The organism is Amycolatopsis sp. NPDC059021 (genome assembly GCF_042739895.1).
GTDB lineage: Bacteria > Actinomycetota > Actinomycetes > Mycobacteriales > Pseudonocardiaceae > Amycolatopsis.
Genome location: NZ_JBHYIQ010000023.1, coordinates 1 through 19,228, shown reverse-complemented (window position 1 = coordinate 19,228; position 19,228 = coordinate 1). Strand labels below are relative to the sequence as shown.

General features: G+C 69.4%; 6 protein-coding genes. All 6 read left to right on the top strand.

Features of this window, described 5'->3' with window-relative positions; genetic code table 11:
- The first annotated feature begins 210 nt into the window (after nucleotides 1-210).
- The 6 genes from ACFWX1_RS16160 (at nucleotide 211) to ACFWX1_RS16135 (ending at nucleotide 18,981) form a co-directional block, all read left to right on the top strand.
- Nucleotides 211-11,859, top strand: coding sequence for a DNRLRE domain-containing protein (locus ACFWX1_RS16160; RefSeq protein ID WP_378387930.1), 11,649 nt, complete (start codon nucleotides 211-213; stop codon nucleotides 11,857-11,859).
- On the top strand, nucleotides 11,856-12,131 hold the full coding sequence (locus ACFWX1_RS16155; protein ID WP_378387928.1) for a hypothetical protein: 276 nt from the start codon (nucleotides 11,856-11,858) through the stop codon (nucleotides 12,129-12,131). Before ACFWX1_RS16160 ends, ACFWX1_RS16155 begins: the two co-directional genes overlap by 4 nt.
- Nucleotides 12,132-12,223: 92 nt before the next feature.
- Complete coding sequence (locus tag ACFWX1_RS16150) at nucleotides 12,224-12,598, top strand: hypothetical protein (RefSeq protein ID WP_378387926.1); 375 nt, start codon at nucleotides 12,224-12,226, stop codon at nucleotides 12,596-12,598.
- A 46-nt stretch (nucleotides 12,599-12,644) separates the two neighbouring features.
- Nucleotides 12,645-16,442: a S8 family serine peptidase gene (locus tag ACFWX1_RS16145; protein ID WP_378387924.1), complete on the top strand. Its 3,798-nt coding sequence runs from the start codon at nucleotides 12,645-12,647 to the stop codon at nucleotides 16,440-16,442.
- The gene (locus ACFWX1_RS16140; protein WP_378387922.1) at nucleotides 16,439-17,500 is read left to right on the top strand and encodes a Dyp-type peroxidase; all 1,062 of its coding nucleotides are present in this window, start codon (nucleotides 16,439-16,441) and stop codon (nucleotides 17,498-17,500) included. The genes ACFWX1_RS16145 and ACFWX1_RS16140 overlap by 4 nt, the downstream gene beginning before the upstream one ends.
- A 455-nt stretch (nucleotides 17,501-17,955) precedes the next feature.
- Nucleotides 17,956-18,981: a metallophosphoesterase family protein gene (locus ACFWX1_RS16135; protein WP_378387920.1), complete on the top strand. Its 1,026-nt coding sequence runs from the start codon at nucleotides 17,956-17,958 to the stop codon at nucleotides 18,979-18,981.
- Nucleotides 18,982-19,228 lie beyond the last annotated feature (247 nt).

Sequence of the window (19,228 nt, the reverse complement as noted above, 5' to 3'; positions counted from 1 at the left end):
GACCTGGGGGGAACAGTGCGCGTGCCGCGTCGTTTCGTTGTGCTCTCACGCCTTCTGGTATTGGCGATGGTGTTCGCCGTCGTTTCTCTCGGCCTTCCCGCGTCGGCGCCTTTGCCTCGTGGCAAGGAAAACACGGCGTCGGCGCAGGCACAGAAACCGACGGGACCGCCGACCCGGGTACGGGAGCTGGCTGATCGCCGAGCGTCGGCGATGCGCGTTTACGAGCTGTCCAACGGACAGTACGAGGCCGAGGTTTCCGCTCAACCCCAGCATTTCCGCGATGCCAAGGGCGGCTGGCAGCCGATAGACACGACGGTGCGCGCGCGGGCCACGGACGGCTATCGGTTCGGTAACGACACCAATGCGTTCACCAGTTCTTTCGGTGACCGGACCGATCGGCTCGCCCGGTTCGCCCTGAACGGCACCCGGGTCGAAATGGGACTCGACGGCCCCGCCCGGCAACTCGAACCGAAGGCGGAACGGGATTCGGTCAGTTATCCGAATGCCGTGGACGGCGCCGAACTGCGTTATCAGGTCACGGCGGATTCGCTCAAGGAGAAGATCGTCCTGGCGGCGCCGCCGAAGGACGGGACGTACCGGTTCACCCTGCGTGCGGACGGTGTCGTCGCGCAACCGCGGCCCGACGGTTCGATCGCTTTCTTCGCTTCCGCCCCCGGGCTCGCGGACGGGCCGCCCTTGTACGTGATGCCGCGTCCGTTCATGACCGATTCCGCCGACGACGCCAAGTCGCCGCACGGAAAGTCGTGGAGCGACAAGGTTTCGCAAACCGTGGAACAGCACGGTGAAACGATCACCGTGGTGGTGCGCGCGGACCGGGAATGGCTGGCCGCCCCGCAGCGGAAGTATCCCGTGGTGATCGACCCGACCATCCGGGTCGAGCCGACGTCGAACTCGGGGCAGGACAGCCAGATCTGGTCGGACAGCCCGGACCGCAACGACGGCGCGGACTACCGGCTTTCGGTGGGCACCGACGACTCGGGCATCGCGCGCAGCCTCGTCAAGTTCGACATGTCGGTGGTGCCGGCCGGCACCAGCCTGACGTCCGCGAAACTGCGGATGTACTACGACAACGAGCTGTACACCGGCGCGAACGACGTCACCATGGAGGCGCGCCGGATCACCAGCCCGTGGGCGCAGAACACCGTCACCTGGAACAACGCCAACGCCGCGTTCGCCGAGGCGGGGCTTTCGGCCGCGGTCAAGCGCGCCAACGTTTCCCAGGTCTGGTCCGAATGGGACGTCCGCAACATCGCCCAGTCATGGGTTTCCGGCTCGGCGCCGAACCACGGCCTCCTGGTCAAGGCGACCGACGAGACGCTCAAGCGCGGCGGCGCTGTCCACCACGCGGCCGAGTTCGTCTACAACGGTGACACGGCGACGTTCCCGAAGCTGGTCCTGACCTATGGACGTCCGGGCGCGGTGCTCCAGACGATCACGAAGGCCTACGCCACCGGCGCGGAACTGAACTGGGCGCCCTACACCGATCCCGATCCCGCCAACGCGAACGACGACATCGTCGAATACCAGGTGCACCGCTCGGTTTCGCAGGTCTTCACGCCGTCGTCGGCGACGCTGATCACCTCGGTGGGGGCGCAGGCGACCCGCTTCGTCGACACCACCGCCCCGGTCACCCCGGACAGCGCGCCGGACCTCGGGTGGAACGCGTACTACTACATGATCGTCGTGAAGACCCGCGACGGCCAGCTCGTCCCGAGTGCCACACAGCTGACCAGGACGCCCAAGGCGGGCCAGGTCCGGCAGATCTTCCGGGCGGGCGCGGACACCACCCTCGCCGCGAACCAGCCGAACACGAACCTGAACGTGCTGACCGGCCAGCCATGGCTGCAGGTGGGCAACAACAGCGGTACCTTCGGCAAGACGCGGGCGGTCGTGAAATTCGACGGCCTGACCTCGATCCCGGCGGGCACCAGGATCGTGGACGCCGACGTTTCGCTCTGGGGCTTCTATGCGAACGGCGCCGGCGCGACCTTCGACGGGCACCCGCTCACGAAACCGTTCGTGGAGAACGAAGCTACGTGGAACCGGGCGTCGGCGGCCACGGCGTGGTCCGTCCCCGGTGGTGACATCGCGGCCAGGGCCGACTTCGTCTCCGGCGTCCCCGACAAACCGACCTGGCACATCTGGGAAAACGCGGGCATGGTCCAGGGCTGGGTGGACAACCCGGCCACCAACAACGGGTTCCAGGTCAAGCTCCGCGACGAGGCGGGCGCGGCACAGCGCGTGCTGTTCCTGTCCGACGAGGCCACGGAACCGTTGCTGCGTCCCACACTCGCGGTGTCCTATCTGGGCAGTCCGCCCGCCCCGCCCGCCGCTCCTGTGGTGTCCTCTTCGGACTATCCGGCCGACGGGCAGCCGCACGGCGGCGCGGGCAAGGCGGGCTCGTTCACGTTCAAACCGGGCAGCACCGCGCCGATCAGCAAGTTCGTCTACCAGCTCGATTCCGACGCGAAGCCGACCGAAGTCGCGGCGACCGGCCAGATTTCGGTGAACCTGACGCCCGCCGCGTCGGGCACCAGGACGTTGACGGTGCGCGCGCTCGACGCGACCGGAGTGTCGTCGCCGGCGACCACCTACTCCTTCGTCGTCGCCGAACCGTCGCGGCACAAGAAGACGAAGACCGACTTCAACGGTGACGGCAAAGACGACATCATCACCTTCACCCGCGGGGACACGGCAGCGGTCTACGTTTCGCTTTCCGACGGCACGAAGTTCGTTCAGGACGGCTGGAAATGGCACGACCATTTCGCGCTGCAGAACGAAATTCCGCTGACCGGTGATTTCAACGGCGACGGTAAGGCCGATATCGCGACGTTCACACGGGGAACAGACGCGAAGGTCTACGTCGCGCTGTCCGACGGGACCAAGTTCTCGCCGACCGCAGGGCGATGGCACGACTATTTCGCGGCGGGTGAGGAAATCCCGCTGGTCGGCGACTTCAACGGCGACGGCAAGGACGACATCGCGACGTTCACCCGGGGCGGCAACGGCGCTGTCTACGTGGCGCTGTCGGACGGGACGAAGTTCCTGCCGTCGGTGCGGTGGCACAGCTCGCTGGCCCTCGGCACCGAAATGCCCGCGGTCGGCGACGTGGACGGCGACGGCAAGGACGACATCGTCGTGTTCACCGGCGGCGAGGCGGCCGACGTCTACGTGGCGCGGTCCGACGGCACGAAGTTCGCGCCCACCGCCGAGAAGTGGCACGACAACTTCGCGCCCGACGCGAACCGGGCCGGTGTCGGCGACATCGACGGAGATGGCAAGGACGACATCCTTTCGTTCACGAACGGCCAGGTGACCGCCGCGCTTTCCGGCGGGACCGCGTTCGGCGCGCCCCGGCAGTGGAACGCGAACTTCGCGCCGGGCAGCGAACTGCCCGGCATCGGGGACTTCACCGGGGACGGCAAGTTCGACGTCGCCACGTTCACGCGCGGCACCGACGCGAAGGCCTACGTCGGCGTCTCGGACGGCGCCCGCTTCGGCGCCGGTGCCCAATGGCACGGCCATTTCGCCGTCGGCGCCGAAGTGCCGCGGCCGAGCCTGTTCGCCGCGGGGCCGGGCACGCCCGCCCCGGTGCCGCCCGCCAAACCACTGGTGTCCTCTCCTGACTATCCGGCCGACGGGCAGCCCCACGGCGGCGTGGGCAGACCGGGCACGTTCGTGCTGAAGCCGGGCGACACGGTGCCGGTCGCGAAGTACGTGTACCAGCTGGACACCGACGCGCAGCCGACCGAGGTCGCGGCGGCCGGGGACACCTCGGTGACCGTGACCCCGGGTGCGGCGGGCAACCGGACGCTGACCGTTCGCGCGTTCACCGCCGGTGGCCTGGCCTCGCAGCCGTCCACTTACGCCTTCGTGGTCGCGGCACCGGCTCAGCCGCCCGCGGCACCGACGGTGTCCTCTTCGGACTATCCCGCGGACGGACAGCCGCACGGTGAGCCGGGCAGGGAAGGGATCTTCGTCCTCAAGCCGTCCAGCGCGGTCCCGGTCACCGGATACCGGTGGCAGCTCGACGACGGCGGGCCCGCGGACGTCGCGGGCAGCGGTGAGGTGCAGATCAAGGCGACCCCGCGTACGCCGGGCCAGCACACGTTGACCGTCCGGGCACTCGGCGCGGAGAACACGATCTCGGCCCCGGCGACCTACACCTTCGTGGTGGCCGACCCGCCCGGCGGGCCCGGCGCGCCGCAGGTGCTTTCGCTCGACTACCCCTCGGGCGGCGCCCCGTACGGCGCGCCCGGCAAGGAGGGCGCGTTCACCTTCCGGCCCACCGGATCGACGGCGATCGCGGGATACCGCTGGCAGCTGAACGGCGGTCCGACCACCGACGTGGCGGGCACCGGCAAGGTGCTGGTGAAGATCACGCCCACCACGGCGGGGCCGCAGACGCTGACCGTGCGGACATTCACCGGCGCGGGCGCGGTGTCCGCGCCGACCGACTACCGGTTCGAGGTCGCCCCGCTGGCTCCGCCGGACGCCCCCGCTGTGTCCTCTGTGGACTATCCGGCCGACGGGCAGCCGCACGGCGACGCCGGTCGCGAGGGCACGTTCACCTTCCGTGCCAACGGAACCACGCCGATCTCGGGGTATCGCTGGAAGCTGGACGACGGCACGACGACCGACGTCCCCGGCACCGGTGACGTCCAGGCGCGGATCACCCCGCCGACCGGCGGCACACACACGCTGGTCGTGTGGGCGATCGGCAGCGCCGGCTCGGCGTCCACGCCCACGACGTACACCTTCGTCGTCGCCGGTGCGGCGCCGACCCCGGACGTGCCACTCGTCTCGTCGACCGACTATCCGGCGGACGGGCAGCCGCACGGCAGCCTCGGCCAGGCCGGGACGTTCACGCTGCGCTCTCAGGGTGCCGTCGCGGCGGACGTGCTGCGGTACCAGCTCGACACCGACGCCGCGGCCACCGAGGTCCCGGCGGGCACCGGCACGGCGACGATCAGCCTCACCCCGGTCCGCTCCGGGCAGCGCACGCTGACCGTCTGGGCCAAGGTCGCCGCGTCCGGTGTGCAGTCCGCACCGGCGAAGTACGTCTTCGTGGTCGGCGCGCCCGCCGGCCCGCGCGACTACTTCTACGACGCCGCAGGGCAACTCGCCGGTGTCACCAACAACTCCGGCGAGGCGGCCGCCTACCGGTACGACGCCGCGGGCAACCTCGAAGCCACCGACCGGTACCGCACGGACACCGCGTCGATCTTCGCCATGGTCCCGGCACGCGGCCCGATCGGCAGCACCGTCGAGATCAGCGGAACCGGTTTCGCGGCCCAGCCCGCGGACAACAAGGTGACCTTCGACGGGATCGCCGCGCAGGTCACCGCCGCCTCGGCGAACCGGCTCACCGTGGTGGTCCCCGCGGGCACCGGCGCGGGCGCGGTGAAGGTGACCGCCAACGGCAAGACGGCGGCCGCGCGCAGCCCGTTCGTCGTCAGCCGGGGCGTTCCCGCGCCGACGGTGACCGGGGTTTCCACCGACCGCGCCAACTCGGGCGACACCGTCACGATCACCGGCACCGGGTTCGATCCCGATCCGGCACGCAACGTGGTGCTGTTCCACCAGACCACCGCGCGGGTCAAGCAGGCGGGCACCACCAGCCTGACCGTGGAGGTACCCGCCGCGGCGTCGTCCGGCCGGATCACCGTCCGCACCCCGGGCGGCACGGCCACCAGCGGCGGCGATTTCCTCGTGGCACCACGGGGTTTCGTGATCGACAAGCTGGTGTACGGCGGCCGGATCGAACTCGGCAAGCCGCTGGAGCTCGACATCCCGGCCGGCAAGGACGCGGTGGTCCTGATCGACGGCAAGGCCGGCGAGCGGGTGCACCTCGACCTGGAGAACAACACCATCCCGGTCCGTTCGGCGATGTGGATGTTCACCCCGCACGGCGGCGATTTCGCCCGCCGCACCATGGGTGACCCGCTCGACCTGTGGGCGGGCAGCACGCTGCGGCAGGACATCCCGGTGTTCGGCGCCAACGGCACGTACTCCATCGTCGTCGCGCCGGACGACACCGCGTCCGGGAAGGTACGGATCACCGCGTCGCACGAACTGACCGGCGACAAGCTGACCCGCGACGGCACCGGCGTCCCGTTCACCGTCACCGTGCCGCAACAGCGCGCGGAGATGACCTTCACCGCGACGGCGGGCGAATGGCTGAGCTTCGGCCTGACCGATCTGAGCATGCCCGCCAACACCTTCGACGTGCTGGTCACCTACCCCGACGGCCATGGCGGCGGCACCTGGAAGGCGTCGCTGACCACGTACACCCCGACGATGGTGTTCCGGGCGAAGACGACCGGCACCTACAAGGTCGGCGTGACGTTCGGGCCCGAGGAACTCGGCGCGGGCAAGGTGTGGCTGTCCAGCGTGCTCGAACCGGGCGCGCTGGCCGTCGACGGGCCCGGCACGCTGATGAAGATCAACCGGCCAGGCCAGTCCGTCCGGCTGCCGTTCACCGGGGTCGCGGGCAAGCCGCTGCGGTTCGCCACCACCGAGAACACGTTGCGGGAGAACGGAAGGCCCGGCTATCCCAGCGGCATCCTCGTCGAGCCCGACGAGAACCAGGTCGAGCTGCGGAACGGTACGCAGGAGATCCGCAACATCCCGGTCCGCAAGAACGGCGAGCACAACCTGTTCATGAGCGGCTGGGAGGCCGTCGGCGCCGCGCGAGGCTGGCTGACTTCCGGGACGGAAGCGGGCAAGCTGCCGATCAACGCGCACACCAAGGTCACCATCGACCGGCCCGGCCGCGAGGTGTGGTTCGACTACGACGGTGTCAAGGATCGCCCGCTGCACCTGCAGACGCGGGACAAGAGCCTGCCCGGCACCCTCACCATGCGGGTCTACCAGCCCACCGGTGGCAGGCTGGTGACCAGCTCGATCGACGGCAAGCTGGACATCCCCGCGCTGCCGGAGACCGGGAAGTACCGCATCCACCTCGATCCGGGCTACGCCACGACGGGCAGCGTCACGATCGCGGCGTCGGAACCGCTCGACCTCGGTCAGCTCGCGATCGACGGGCCGATCCCGAACCCGGCGATCTCCGTCACCGGCCAGACCGTGGCCGGCAAGTTCACCGGGCAGGCGGGGCAACGGCTCAGCCTCGGCTTCACCTCGTCGAACATCCCGTTCCTCAAGGTGAAGGTGCTCAAGCCGGACGGTGGCACGCTCGACGGCCCGCAGACGTTCAACCTGCCCAACGCGCTCGACCTCACCACGCTGCCGGTGACCGGTGACTACCGGATCCTCCTCGAACCGCTCGACGAGTCGAGCGGGCCCGCCACCGGTGACCTGGGGATCGCGTTGTCCGGGGAAGCCGACGGCGGCAAGGCCGACATCGGCGGCCCGGCCAGGACGATCACCATCGCCAGGACAGGGCAGAACGGGAAGGTGACCTTCGACGGCACCGCGAACGACGTCCTGCAGCTGGACATCACCCGCACTTTCCCGAACAACTACGGGGCCTACTACAGCCTGATCGCGCCGGACGGCACGGTTTCGCCGCGGCACTCGTGGATGTCGTACGACCGCTTCAAGCTGTCCCCGCTCAAGGCGACCGGCATCTACACGCTCGTGTTCGACCCGGCCGGCGGAGTCACCGGTTCGATGACCGTCGCGATCAGCAAGCCCGCCGCGGCGGCGGTGCTCGCGCAGAGCACGCGCATCGATCCGCCGAAACCGGTCACGCCGAAGTGCGTCCCGGCCGAGCCGCGTCCGCAGCCCGCCAAGGGCTCTCCGGTTCCACAGGGTTCCGCGCAGCCCCCGGCCGCACCGGAACCCGCGCCCGCGCCGCCGTCCCCGTCCACCTGCGCGCCGGCCGGTGGCTGGCAGCCGGACGCCGCCAACCTCGGCGGCACGGACTGGAACACGCGCTACGAACCGGTGCCCGCCCGGGACCGTCCGCTGCAGTTCGCCGTCGGGTTCACCGGCGTCGTCGGCAAGATCGCCGCGACGTCGGGGCAGGCGCTGGCCGGGGTCGCCGTCAGCGTCGGCGGACAGCGCGTCGTCACCGACGACCAGGGCAAGTTCGCGCTCACCGGGCTGCCGGACGGGCACGTCGTCCTGCGCGTCGACGGCCGCGCGAACGCCACCGGCCGCGCGTTCGGCGCGTTCGACATCGGCGTGGACACCCACGCGGGACAGATGCTCGTCCTGCCCTACACGGTGTTCCTGCCGGAGATCGACACCGCTGCCACGGTGCACGTCCCGAGCCCGACCACCGGCGAGACCGTGCTCACCACCAAGGCCATCCCCGGCCTCGAGGTGCGGCTCCCGGCGGGCAGCGTCGTCCGCGACGCCGACGGCACCGTGGTGACCGAGCTGAGCCTCACCCCGATCCCGATCGACCGGCCCCCGTTCCCGTTGCCCCCGACCAAGGTCCCGGTGTACTTCACCGTCCAGCCCGGCGGCAGCTACCTGTTCCCCGAGGGCGCCACGATCGTCTACCCGAACTACACCAAGGAGGCGCCGGGCACCCGGACGCAGTTCTGGAACTACGACCCGGACGGTCAGGGCTGGCACATCTACGGCTACGGCACCGTTTCGCCGGACGGCAAGCAGATCGTCCCCGACGGGAACGTCAAGTTCTACCGGCTCACCGGCGCGATGACCGCGGTGCCGGGGATGAACCCGCCGAGGATCGCGCCACGGCCCAACGGCGCCCGTGTCGGCGACCCGGTCGACCCGTCCACCGGTCTGCTGGTCGACGAGACCACGGACATGGTCGTCGACGACATCGCCCCGATCGAGATCAAGCGCACCTATCAGCAGGGCGACACCGACATCCGCGCGTTCGGCGTCGGCACCAGCTTCAACTACGGCCTGTACCCCTGGTCGCCCGGCGTCATCGGGCAGTTCACCTTCCAGGAGTTCGACCTGGTGCAGCCGGACGGCAGCCGGATCCACTACCGGCGGACCTCGCCGGGCAAGGACTACGCGGGCGCGGTGTTCAAGGCCGACCCGACGCCGACGAAGTTCGACGGCTCCGTGGTGCGCTGGATCGACAGCGGCTGGGACGTCACCCTGCGCGACGGCACCGTGATGGTGATCGGCGAAGAGGCGCCGCTGCAGGAGATCCGCGACAAGTTCGGCAACACCACCACCCTCACCCGGGCCACCGCGCCGCCGGGCACCGACGGCAAGGTCCGCGCGAACGGGCCGGTCACCCAGATCACCTCGCCGAACGGCCGCTGGGTGAAGTTCACCTACGACGAGGCGAACCCGCCGCGCGTCAAGTCCATTGAGGACAATCTCGGCAGGCGCGTCGGCTACACCTACGACGCCACGGGCCACCTGGAGACGGTGACCGACGTCCGGGGCGGAATCACCCGCTACACCTGGGACAAGGGCCTGCTCAAGTCCATCACCGACGGCCGGAACACCCGGTACCTGCTCAACGAGTACGACGACAAGGGCAGGGTCAAGACGCAGACCGCCGCCGACAACGGGGTCACGAAGTTCGACTACGTCGACTCCGGCGACGCGATCGTCGAAACCCGGATCACCGATCCACGCGGGCACGTCCGGCGGTTCACGTTCAACGACAAGGGGTCGGTGCTCACCGACACCAAGGCGTTCGGTACCGCGCTCGCGGCCACCACGACGAACGAGTACGAAGCGGACGGCGTGCGCCGCAAGGCGATGATCGATCCGTTGCAGCGCAGGACGACCTACGTCTACGACGCCAACGGCCAGCTCAAGGAACAGACCGTGCTGGCGGGGACGCCGGACGCGCGCACCGAGAAGTGGGAGCGCAACGGCCCGCACGCCGAGCTGACCAAGTACACCGACATCTACAACAAGGACACGGTGTACGGGCTCGACGCGCGTGGCGCGGTCGAATCGGTGACCGATCCGGCGAACCGGAAGACGACCTACAAGACCAACGAGAAGGGCCTGGTCACCAAGGTCACCGATCCGGCGGGCAAGTTCACCACGACGGACTACGCCGGTGTGGATCCGATTCGCGGCACCGATCAGCTGGGCCGGGTCTCGACGACGGCGTTCGACGCCCTCGGCAAGCCGGTGCTGGCCACCGACCCGCGGGGCGCGATCTCCGAAACCGCCTACACCGCGGCGGGACAGGTCGCCTCGGTGACCGATCCGCTCGGCCGCAAGGTGTCCTACGAGTACGACGCCAACGGCAACCGCACCAAGGTCACCGACGCCCGCGACGGGCAGACCGTCTTCGACTACGACGCGATGGACCACGTCGCCAAGGTCACCGACCCGCTCGGCAAGTTCGAGCTGGCGGAGTACGACGCCAACGGCAACCAGAGGAAGCACACCAGCAGGCGTGGCATCGTCACCGAACACGACTACGACGAGCTGGACCGGCGCCAGGAGAGCCGGTTCGGGACCGAGAGCAGCACCAAGTTCGGCTACGACCTCGGCAACCGGCTGAAGCGCACCGAGGACTCGGCCGCGGGCGTCGCGACGATCGACTACGACGGCCTCGACCGGGTCAAGGCGGAAACCACCACGCACGGCAGCGTGTCCTACGACTACAGCCCGACGTCGCGGGACCGGACCATGACCGTGCCCGGCCGGGCCCCGGTCCGGCACGTCTACGACGCCGTGGGCGCGCTGTCCGAGGTGCAGCAGGGCGGCAGCGCGGTGACCACCGTGAGCCGTGACGCGGTGGGCCGCGCGGAGCGGGTCGGCGCGCCCGGTGACGGGTTGTCGCAGACCTACGCCTACGACGACGCGGGCGAGGTCAAGTCGATCACCTACCGTTCGGGGCAGAACGTCCTCGGCGATCTCGCCTACGACTACGACGCGGCGGGCCAGCCGACGAGGACACGCGGAAGCTACTCCCGCGCGATGCTGCCCGAGGCGTTCGGGGACGCCAGCTACGACAAGGCGAACCGGATCCGCAGTGTCGGTGCCACCCCGGTCAGTTACGACCCGGACGGCAACCTGATCTCCGACGGGACGGCCACCTACACGTGGAACGCCCGCGGGCAGCTGTCCGGCCAGACCGCGCCGGGCATGACGGCCAGGTTCGACTACGCGGCCGACGGCAAGCGGCAGGGCCGCACGATCAACGGCGTCACCACCAACTACCTGTACGACGGCGTGAATCCGGTACAGGAGAAGGTGAACGGTGCGGTCACCGCGACCATGACGTCGGCGGGCGTGGACGGGTTCCAGCTCCGCGAGTCGGGCGGCACGACGCGCCGCTTCCTGACCGACGCGCTGGGCAGCGCCGTCGGCCTGGTCGACAACACCGGCGCGGGCGCGTCGTACACCTACGAACCGTTCGGCCGGACCTACGTCACCGGGAACGACGGCGGCAACGCGTACCGGTACACCGGGCGCGAGGACGACGGCACCGGGCTGTACTACAACCGCGCCCGGTACTACAGCCCCGGCCTGCAACGGTTCCTCAGCGAGGACCCGATCGGGTTCGACGGCGGGATCAACCTGTACGGCTATGTCGGCAACAAGCCGACGAAGCTCACCGACCCGATGGGCACGAAGCCCAATTACGTCTACCGGACGCCGCAGCGGGGCAACGGCCCGGACGAGTTGGAGAACGGGTTGATCCAGGGGAACCACCAGATAGGCGACCGCAGCGCCTACGTCGGCTCCGAAGGGGCCGCCAGGAGCCTCGCCAAGCCGACCGTCGGTTCGCACGAGAACGGCTACATTCGTTACGATATGGGGCCGGAATTCGAAGCGGAGTTCGCTCAGTATCGCTATCGCTATGTGGAGGGTGGGGCCGGCGCCTATGAATACCAGATACCCGTCGATCTCATTCCCCGTTTCAACGAGCTGACCCGTGGCAGGGAGTGGGTGACGTATCGATGAGTGAGGACGTGCCGATCGGCCGCAAGGTACGCGGTGTGGTGGCCGAGCACCATTCCTACGGGCTGGAGGTACGGCTCATGCCGCCGGATCCGCCGGTGCTGGCGTTCGTCGACGTGGCTGTCATTTCCGATGACCGCCAGATAAACGGGATGGGGGACTATCCTCCGGTCGGGAGCGAGGTCGACGGTGTGACGTTGCGGTACGACGCCAACGGGCAACTGCGGCTCAGTCTGCGTCACTCCGACATCGGGCCGAGCGAGGCTGGACGCTGAACACGTGGGAAGTTCGTGGAATTCCACGAAACCGGGGAGCGGCTCACGGGTGCTCAGGCACACGGCGTCGTCCGGGTGAGGAATGAACAGCAATGGACCAATTCGGTGTCGGCGTTCCCTGGGGTCTGCTCAGGATCGAATCGGTGGGCTCGACCATCGGCATCCCCGAAAAGGACCCCGAGGGCTCGCCGGTGGACAGCCATGAGGAATGCGTGGTGGTCACCGTCGTGCACGGGGACATCGGGCCGGTGGACGTCGGCGTATCGCTCGACGACGGCGAGGACGAGGGAACCTGCGTGTTCGACGGCGTCCTCCGGGTCCTGGACGACGGGATCGAGGTGGCGGACATCGTCGGCGAGGACTTCCGCCGCCACTACCCGGTGCCGCGAGGGCCCGCTCGCCTGCGGATCTGGCTGGACAACCCCGAGGAAGCGCAACGGGTGAGGATTCGCCTCACCACAGAGTGATGCACGGTCGGTGCGGACGGACGTCCGCGTAGCTGGGGGCGTGAATATGCGTGCGTGGGCAAGAACGCGACGGTGGCTCGTCGCGGGGGCGGCACTGGTCGTCGCGGCGGGGGTTCCCGTGTTCTCCGCCGGGACGGCACAGGCCGCGGAAGGCCAGGTGCACAAACCGGCGGACGCCAAGGTGATCGAGGGCCGCTACATCGTCTCGCTCAAGGCGCGGCCAGGGCTCGCGGCCGCCGCGAGCGCGAGTTCGCTCGCGGGCAAGTACGGCGGCAAGGTCGAGCGCACCTATCAGGCGGCGCTGACCGGGTTCACGCTTTCGGCGTCGGAGGAGCAGGCGAAGCGGCTGGCCGCCGACCCGAACGTCGACCGGGTCGAGGCCGACGCGCTCATGCGGACCACCGGTACGCAGACCACGCCGCCGTGGAACCTGGACCGGGTCGACCAGCGAAGCACCGTGCTGGACGACACGTACACCTACCCGGACGGCGCGGGCGCCGGGGTGACCGCGTACATCATGGACACCGGGGTCCGGACGTCCCACGCCGAGTTCGAGGGCCGCGCCAGCGTCGGCTTCGACGCCATCGGCGACGGCTGGAACGGCCAGGACTGCAGCACGTTCGGGCACGGCACGCACGTCGCGGGCACCGTGGGCGGTGCGACCTACGGCGTGGCGAAGAAGGTCAAACTCGTCTCCGTACGTGTGCTGAGCTGTGAGAACGTCGGTGCGACCAGCCAGATCATCGCGGGCGTAGACTGGATCACCCAGCACGCGCAGCGGCCCGCGGTGGTCAACATGAGCCTGGGCGGCGGGAAGTCCGCGGCACAGGAACTCGCGGTCAAGAACTCCATCGCCGCCGGCCTCACCTACGTGGTGTCCGCCGGGAACGACGACCGGGACGCCTGCAACGCCAGCCCCGCCGCCCTGCCGGAGGCGATCACCGTCGGCGCGAGCAACCCGGTCGACGAGCGGGCTCGGGACTGGAAGGACCCGGGCAGCTCGATCGTCAACGCGTCGAACTACGGTCCCTGCCTCGATTTGTTCGCCCCGGGGGAGGCGATCAAGTCGGCGCACAACGCCACCGACACCGCGACGGTGATCCTCCGCGGCACGTCGATGGCGTCCCCGCACGTGGCGGGCGCCGCCGCGCTGCTGCTGTCGCAGTCGCCGAATCTGACTCCTGCCGAGGTGACGAACGCACTGCTCGGCAGGGCCACGGTCGGCGTGCTGAAGCAGGACACGCTGAAAACCGGCTCACCGAACAAGATGCTCTACACCGGCGTGCCGCCGCAGATGGTCTGTTCGGGCGCGAACGACTCCCGGCAGTCCATTCCCGACCTGGGCAGCGTCACGAGCACGATCGAGCTGACCGCGTGCCCGAGGAAGGTGGCGTCGACGGCGAAAGTGCGGGTGCGGGCCGAACATCCGGCACGCGGTGACCTCTCGGTCCGTCTCGTCGCACCCGACGGCTCCGAGCGGGTGCTGAAGGAGGCCGACGGCGCCGACGGCACGGCCAACCTCGACCAGACCTACCCGCTCACCGATATGTCCACAAAGGACGCTAATGGCGTCTGGAAACTGGTGGTACGGGACAACTTCGGCTTCGACGAGGGCGCGTTGGTGGGCTGGAACCTGGTGCTGGCCGAGCCCGCGGTCGCGCTGCCCGTGGTGTCCTCGGCGGTGTACCCCGCCGACAACCAGCCACACGGCGGTGTCGGCGTCGGCGGCACGTTCGTCTTCAAGCCGGGTAGCTCGGTGCCGGTCGCGAAGTACTCGTACCAGCTGGACGGCGAAGCGCAGCCGAAGGAAGTGACCGCGACGAACGGCGAGGCGTCGGTCACCATCACCCCGAACACGGCCGGGCGCCGGACGCTGACGGTGCGCGCGTTCAACGCCGTCGGTGAGCCCTCCGCGCCGGTGCCGTACGACTTCGTGGTCGCCGACGTGCCACCGCCCGCGGCTCCGGTGGTGTCCTCCTACGACTATCCCGCGGACGGACGTCCCAGCGGCGGCGCGGGACTGACCGGCGCGTTCACCTTCAAACCGGGGAGCGCGCAGGCGGTCAAGAAGTACTCGTACCAGCTCGACACCGACGCGCAGCCGGCCGAGGTCGCGGGCACCGGAGAGGTTTCCGTCGCCCTCACGCCGAACGCGGCGGGCCGCCGGACGCTGACCGTCCGCGCCATCGACGGCGGTGCCCCGTCCGCGCCCACCACCTACACGTTCACCGTGGCTTCGGCGACGGATCTCCTCGACGGCGGCACCCTGGTCGCCGACGGCGCGGCCGTCACCCAGACCATCCCGGTCGACAAGGCGCTCCGGCTGCGGTTCGACGGCACGGCGGGCGACAAGCTCGGCCTCGGCATCCCGTCGAACGCCGTCACGACCTTCGCGAAGGTGTGGGTCGTCGACCCGGCAGGCCGCTCGTTCACGGTCGAGAACAACAACGGCCCGTCGTACACGGGCCCGGCGACCAGCCGGTACATCCCGATACCGGCACTGAAGACGACCGGGTCGTATCAGGTGTTCATCGATCCGGATGCCGCGGGAACCGGTGCGGTCACCGTGCAGCTCGCGAAGAGCCTCGTCGGGACGACCGACCCGGCGGCACAAGGATTCCCGTACAGCATGGCCAGATCGGGCCAGTCCGTGGACCTGTCCTTCGACGCCGCGCAGAACACCTGGTACGACCTCGGTGTCACCGATCAGCCGAGCACCCAGTACCTGACCGTGCACGTGTTCGACCAGAACGGTGCCAGGATCGGGAACCCGCTGGTCCTCTATCCCGGCTCACCCGTCCGGTTCCGCGCCGCGGCACCCGGCAGGTACCGGGCGGTCGTCGGCGCCTACTTCGGGGAAAGCACCGGCGGTGGGAAGCTGTGGCTGTCGACCGAAGCGGATGCCGGGGACATCACCGCCTCCGGGCCTGCCAAGGCACTGACGCTGAGCAGGCCAGGGCAGTACGCGCGGCTGAGGTTCGACGGCACGGCAGGGCAGCGGCTCGGTGTGGCGTTCACCGACCTGTCCTGGCAGTTCGGCTTCCCCAGAGCGGACGTCCTCGGGCCGGACGGGGTTTCGCTGGGAGCCGAGACCTACGGTGGTGGCGCGATCGTCCCGGCACTCAAGCAGACCGGCGCGCACGAACTGGTCGTGAACAGCGGCGGCGCGGACACCGGGACGCTCAAGGCCACGCTGTCCGAGGAGATCGTGGCGGGTCCCATCGCCGTGGGCGGTGCGGCCAAGCCGATCACGGTCGGCCGCGTCGGGCAGCACACCCGGCTGAGGTTCGACGGTACGGCCGGTCAGCGGCTGAGCCTCGGTGTCACCAACGCGACGGCGGGCTTCGACAGCCACTTCGTCCGGGTCTACCAACCGGACGGGACGATGCTGAGTTACGGGACCTACACCACCGGCGCGGACCGGTACGCGTTCGAGGTGCTTCCGGTGACCGGCGCCTATGAGATCTTGGTGAGCCCGACCAAGAACGTCACCGGCACGGTCACGCTGACATTGTCCGCTCCCGCCGACGCGGGCACCATCGCCGTCGGCGGCGCGGCCACCGTGTCGGTGCCCCGTGCGGGGCAGGAGGGTCAGGTCGCCTTCACCGGTGTGGCAGGCGACAAGCTGCGATTGACCTTCAGCGGCAGCACGTTCGCGAACAAGGTCTTCACCCTGACCGTCCTCAAACCGGACGGGACCAAGCTGGTCGACAGGGCCTACAAGCCCGACCTGAACCCGTACGACCTCCCGGCGTTGCCGGCGGCGGGCAGTTACGTGGTGCTCATCGATCCGGACGCCGCGGGAACGGGGTCGCTTTCGGTCGGGCTGGTCCGGTCGCCGTGACAGGAGGGAAAGCCTGGGGCAGGCGGTCGTTCCTGGCCGCCGTGGGCGTGGCGGGCCTCGCCGGATGCGCGGGCCCGCACGTACCCCCTCCGTCGCCGTCCCCCGCCCTGCCTCATCAGGGCGGGGTGGTAGACCCGGCGTTGGCCAGGACGGAGCTGGTGGCCTTCGACGTGACGGCGCGGGACAGGGACGGACTCGCTGCGGTGTTGCGGGCCCTGAGCGCGCCGATGGCCGGGGTGACCGCGACCATCGCGGTGGGAGCCTCGCTGTTCGACGGACGGTTCGGCCTCGATCGCCCGCGGCGGCTCGCTCCTATGCCGTCCTTCCGCAACGACGTCCTGGATTCCCAGTGGTGCCACGGAGATCTGCTCGTCCAGGTGAGCGCGGACACCGAGGAGCCGATCACCACGGCGCTGGCGCGGGAGATTCCGGGCGTCACCCCGCGCTGGCGCCTGTCCGGCTTCCACCCCGGCGGTGAAGCGCGCAACCTGTTCGGCTTCCGGGAAGGCGCGGGCAATCCTGAGGCGGCCGACGCCCGCCTGATGGACCAGCACGTGTGGGTCCAGCCCGGTGACGACGAACCCGCCTGGTGCGCGGGCGGGAGCTACCAGGTCGTGCGCCTCATCCGGCTCGCCATGCCGATCTGGGACGCCGAGCCGGTGGCGACCCAGGAACGGGTTTTCGGCAGGAGCAAAGACAGCGGAGCGCCGCTCGGGCAGGCCAGGCTGTACGAGAAACCCGACTACGCGAACGACCCCGGGGGCCGGGTGATCGCCCTCGACGCCCACATCCGCCGCGCGAACCCGCGGACGCCGGGTGACGACGCACGGCAGATCCTGCGCCGCAGTCACTCCTACCGGCGTTCCGCCGCCGACAGTGGCCAGATCTTCGTGTGCTTCCAGCGGGATGTGGAGCTGGGCTTCGCCACCATCCAGCGGCGGCTGGCCGGTGAGGCGCTGGAGAAGTACCTGCTGCCGTTCGGCGGCGGCTACTACTTCGTCCTGCCAGGCGCCGTGGGCGACGATTTCCTCGGCGCCACAATGCTTTCCGGCCGCTGACCGGCCTCGCCCGCCCGGGGGACTTGACGCCCCCGCACGCGCGAGGAAGACGACACGACGAACCCCGACGATCCGGCGCACTGAGGAACAGCCCCGCGTGTGCACGGGGACGATAACGCCACGGCGGGCCGAAGCTCGTCCTGGTCGGGGCCAGCCCCGCGTGAGCGGGGACGATACTTGCTGACCTGCAGTTTCACAGTCCGCAGCGGTATTTCTCGTTCACTTTCCCGCAGCCGTGCCGCCGCCGCACACGTTCACTGTATCCACAAAGGACTCTCGTGCCGTTAAGGCCACCTTGCGGGCGTCTGACGCCCATAAGGTGGCCTTGACGGCATCCGCGGCGCCACGAAAGGATGTTCGGCTTCCGTACATGTGTGCGACAACCGTAGGTCATGTCCGCTCGGGATCACTCGCTTACGTTCACGAACGACGTTCAGACGTGAGGAGTTCGGAAGATGGATCGCAGAGCGTTCATGGCGGCCGCCGGTGCCGCCGCGGCGGGGACCGTGCTGGTTCCCGGTCAGGCGGAGGCGCAGCCGGGGTGGGGGCCGTCCGGGCCGGTCGTGCGGTTCAACATCCTCAGCGACATCCAGGGTGACCTCGCCGACTTCGGCCGCGCGCTCGACGATCTGAACGCGATCAACCCGGGCAGCGCGGGCCTCGGTATCGCGGGGGACATCACCCCGCGCGGCTACGACTTCGAGTACGCCCAGGTCCGCGAGACGCTCGACAAGCACCGGCATCCGCGCGAGGTCGCGTGGGCGATCGGCAACCACGAGTTCTACGTGCCGAAGTGGCGGAACCCGGACACACTCGCCCAGGAGACCTGGCCCAACGGCACGACCGAGGATTCGCTGTTCCGCAGCTTCTTCCGCTTCGCCGGGCGCAACACGATCTACAGCGAGTCGTCGTTCGGCGGCATCCCGGTGCTGTGTCTCGGCACCGAGCGCTACGCGAAGTATCACGACCCGAAGCTCTGGGACGAGGTCTGGATCAGCGACCAGCAGTTCACCTGGCTGGAACAGCGCTTGCGCTACTGGTCGAACCGGCGCAAGCCGGTGATGGTGCTGACCCACCACCCGCTGCCGAACACCGTTTCCGGTACCCACAACAAGCTCTACCTGTCCGACTACCTGCAGCCCGACCGCCTGCTCTCGATCCTCGGCCGTTACCCGGACGTGTTCCTGTTCTCCGGGCACACGCACTGGGACCTCAACCTGTCCGACTGGGTGGTCCGCCGCGTCGTCCCCGGTACCGGCAACCTCGAAGGCTTCACCGTGGTCAACACCGCCGCCGTGCAGGTCGGCTGGATGGACGACGGCAAGGGTGGTGAGGTGTCGCTCGGCGGCGCGTTCAACCAGGGGCTCCAGATCGAGGTCTCGCCGCGCTCGGTCGTCATCAAGGCCCGCGACTTCACCACCCGCACCTGGCTCAAGCAGATCACCGTCCCGCTGCACAACTCCCTCGGCGGCCCCTGGTGACCCCCTGACCGTCCTTTGTGTACTTCGGTGCGCGAAGCCGGGCCCGCCGCGACGACGTCCCGAACGCGTCGTTGGCGACGTTGAACGTCCCGAACGCGTCGTTCGGGACATCGGCCCGGCAGCGGCCGGGCGCCCGCCCTTGTCGCGAATGCTCCGTTGGGGACGATCAACGTCCCCAACCGAGCGCTGTGTCTTAGAAACAAAAAAGATCCCACCAGACAAGGTGCGATCGGGGGGGGCGGGGGGT

Excerpts from the sequence above, each read along its gene's own strand:
- ACFWX1_RS16160 (WP_378387930.1), top strand. The coding sequence starts at position 211 with ATGCGCGTTTACGAGCTGTCCAACGGACAGTACGAGGCCGAGGTTTCC.
- ACFWX1_RS16155 (WP_378387928.1), top strand. The coding sequence starts at position 11,856 with ATGAGTGAGGACGTGCCGATCGGCCGCAAGGTACGCGGTGTGGTGGCC.
- ACFWX1_RS16150 (WP_378387926.1), top strand. The coding sequence starts at position 12,224 with ATGGACCAATTCGGTGTCGGCGTTCCCTGGGGTCTGCTCAGGATCGAA.
- ACFWX1_RS16145 (WP_378387924.1), top strand. The coding sequence starts at position 12,645 with ATGCGTGCGTGGGCAAGAACGCGACGGTGGCTCGTCGCGGGGGCGGCA.
- ACFWX1_RS16135 (WP_378387920.1), top strand. The coding sequence starts at position 17,956 with ATGGATCGCAGAGCGTTCATGGCGGCCGCCGGTGCCGCCGCGGCGGGG.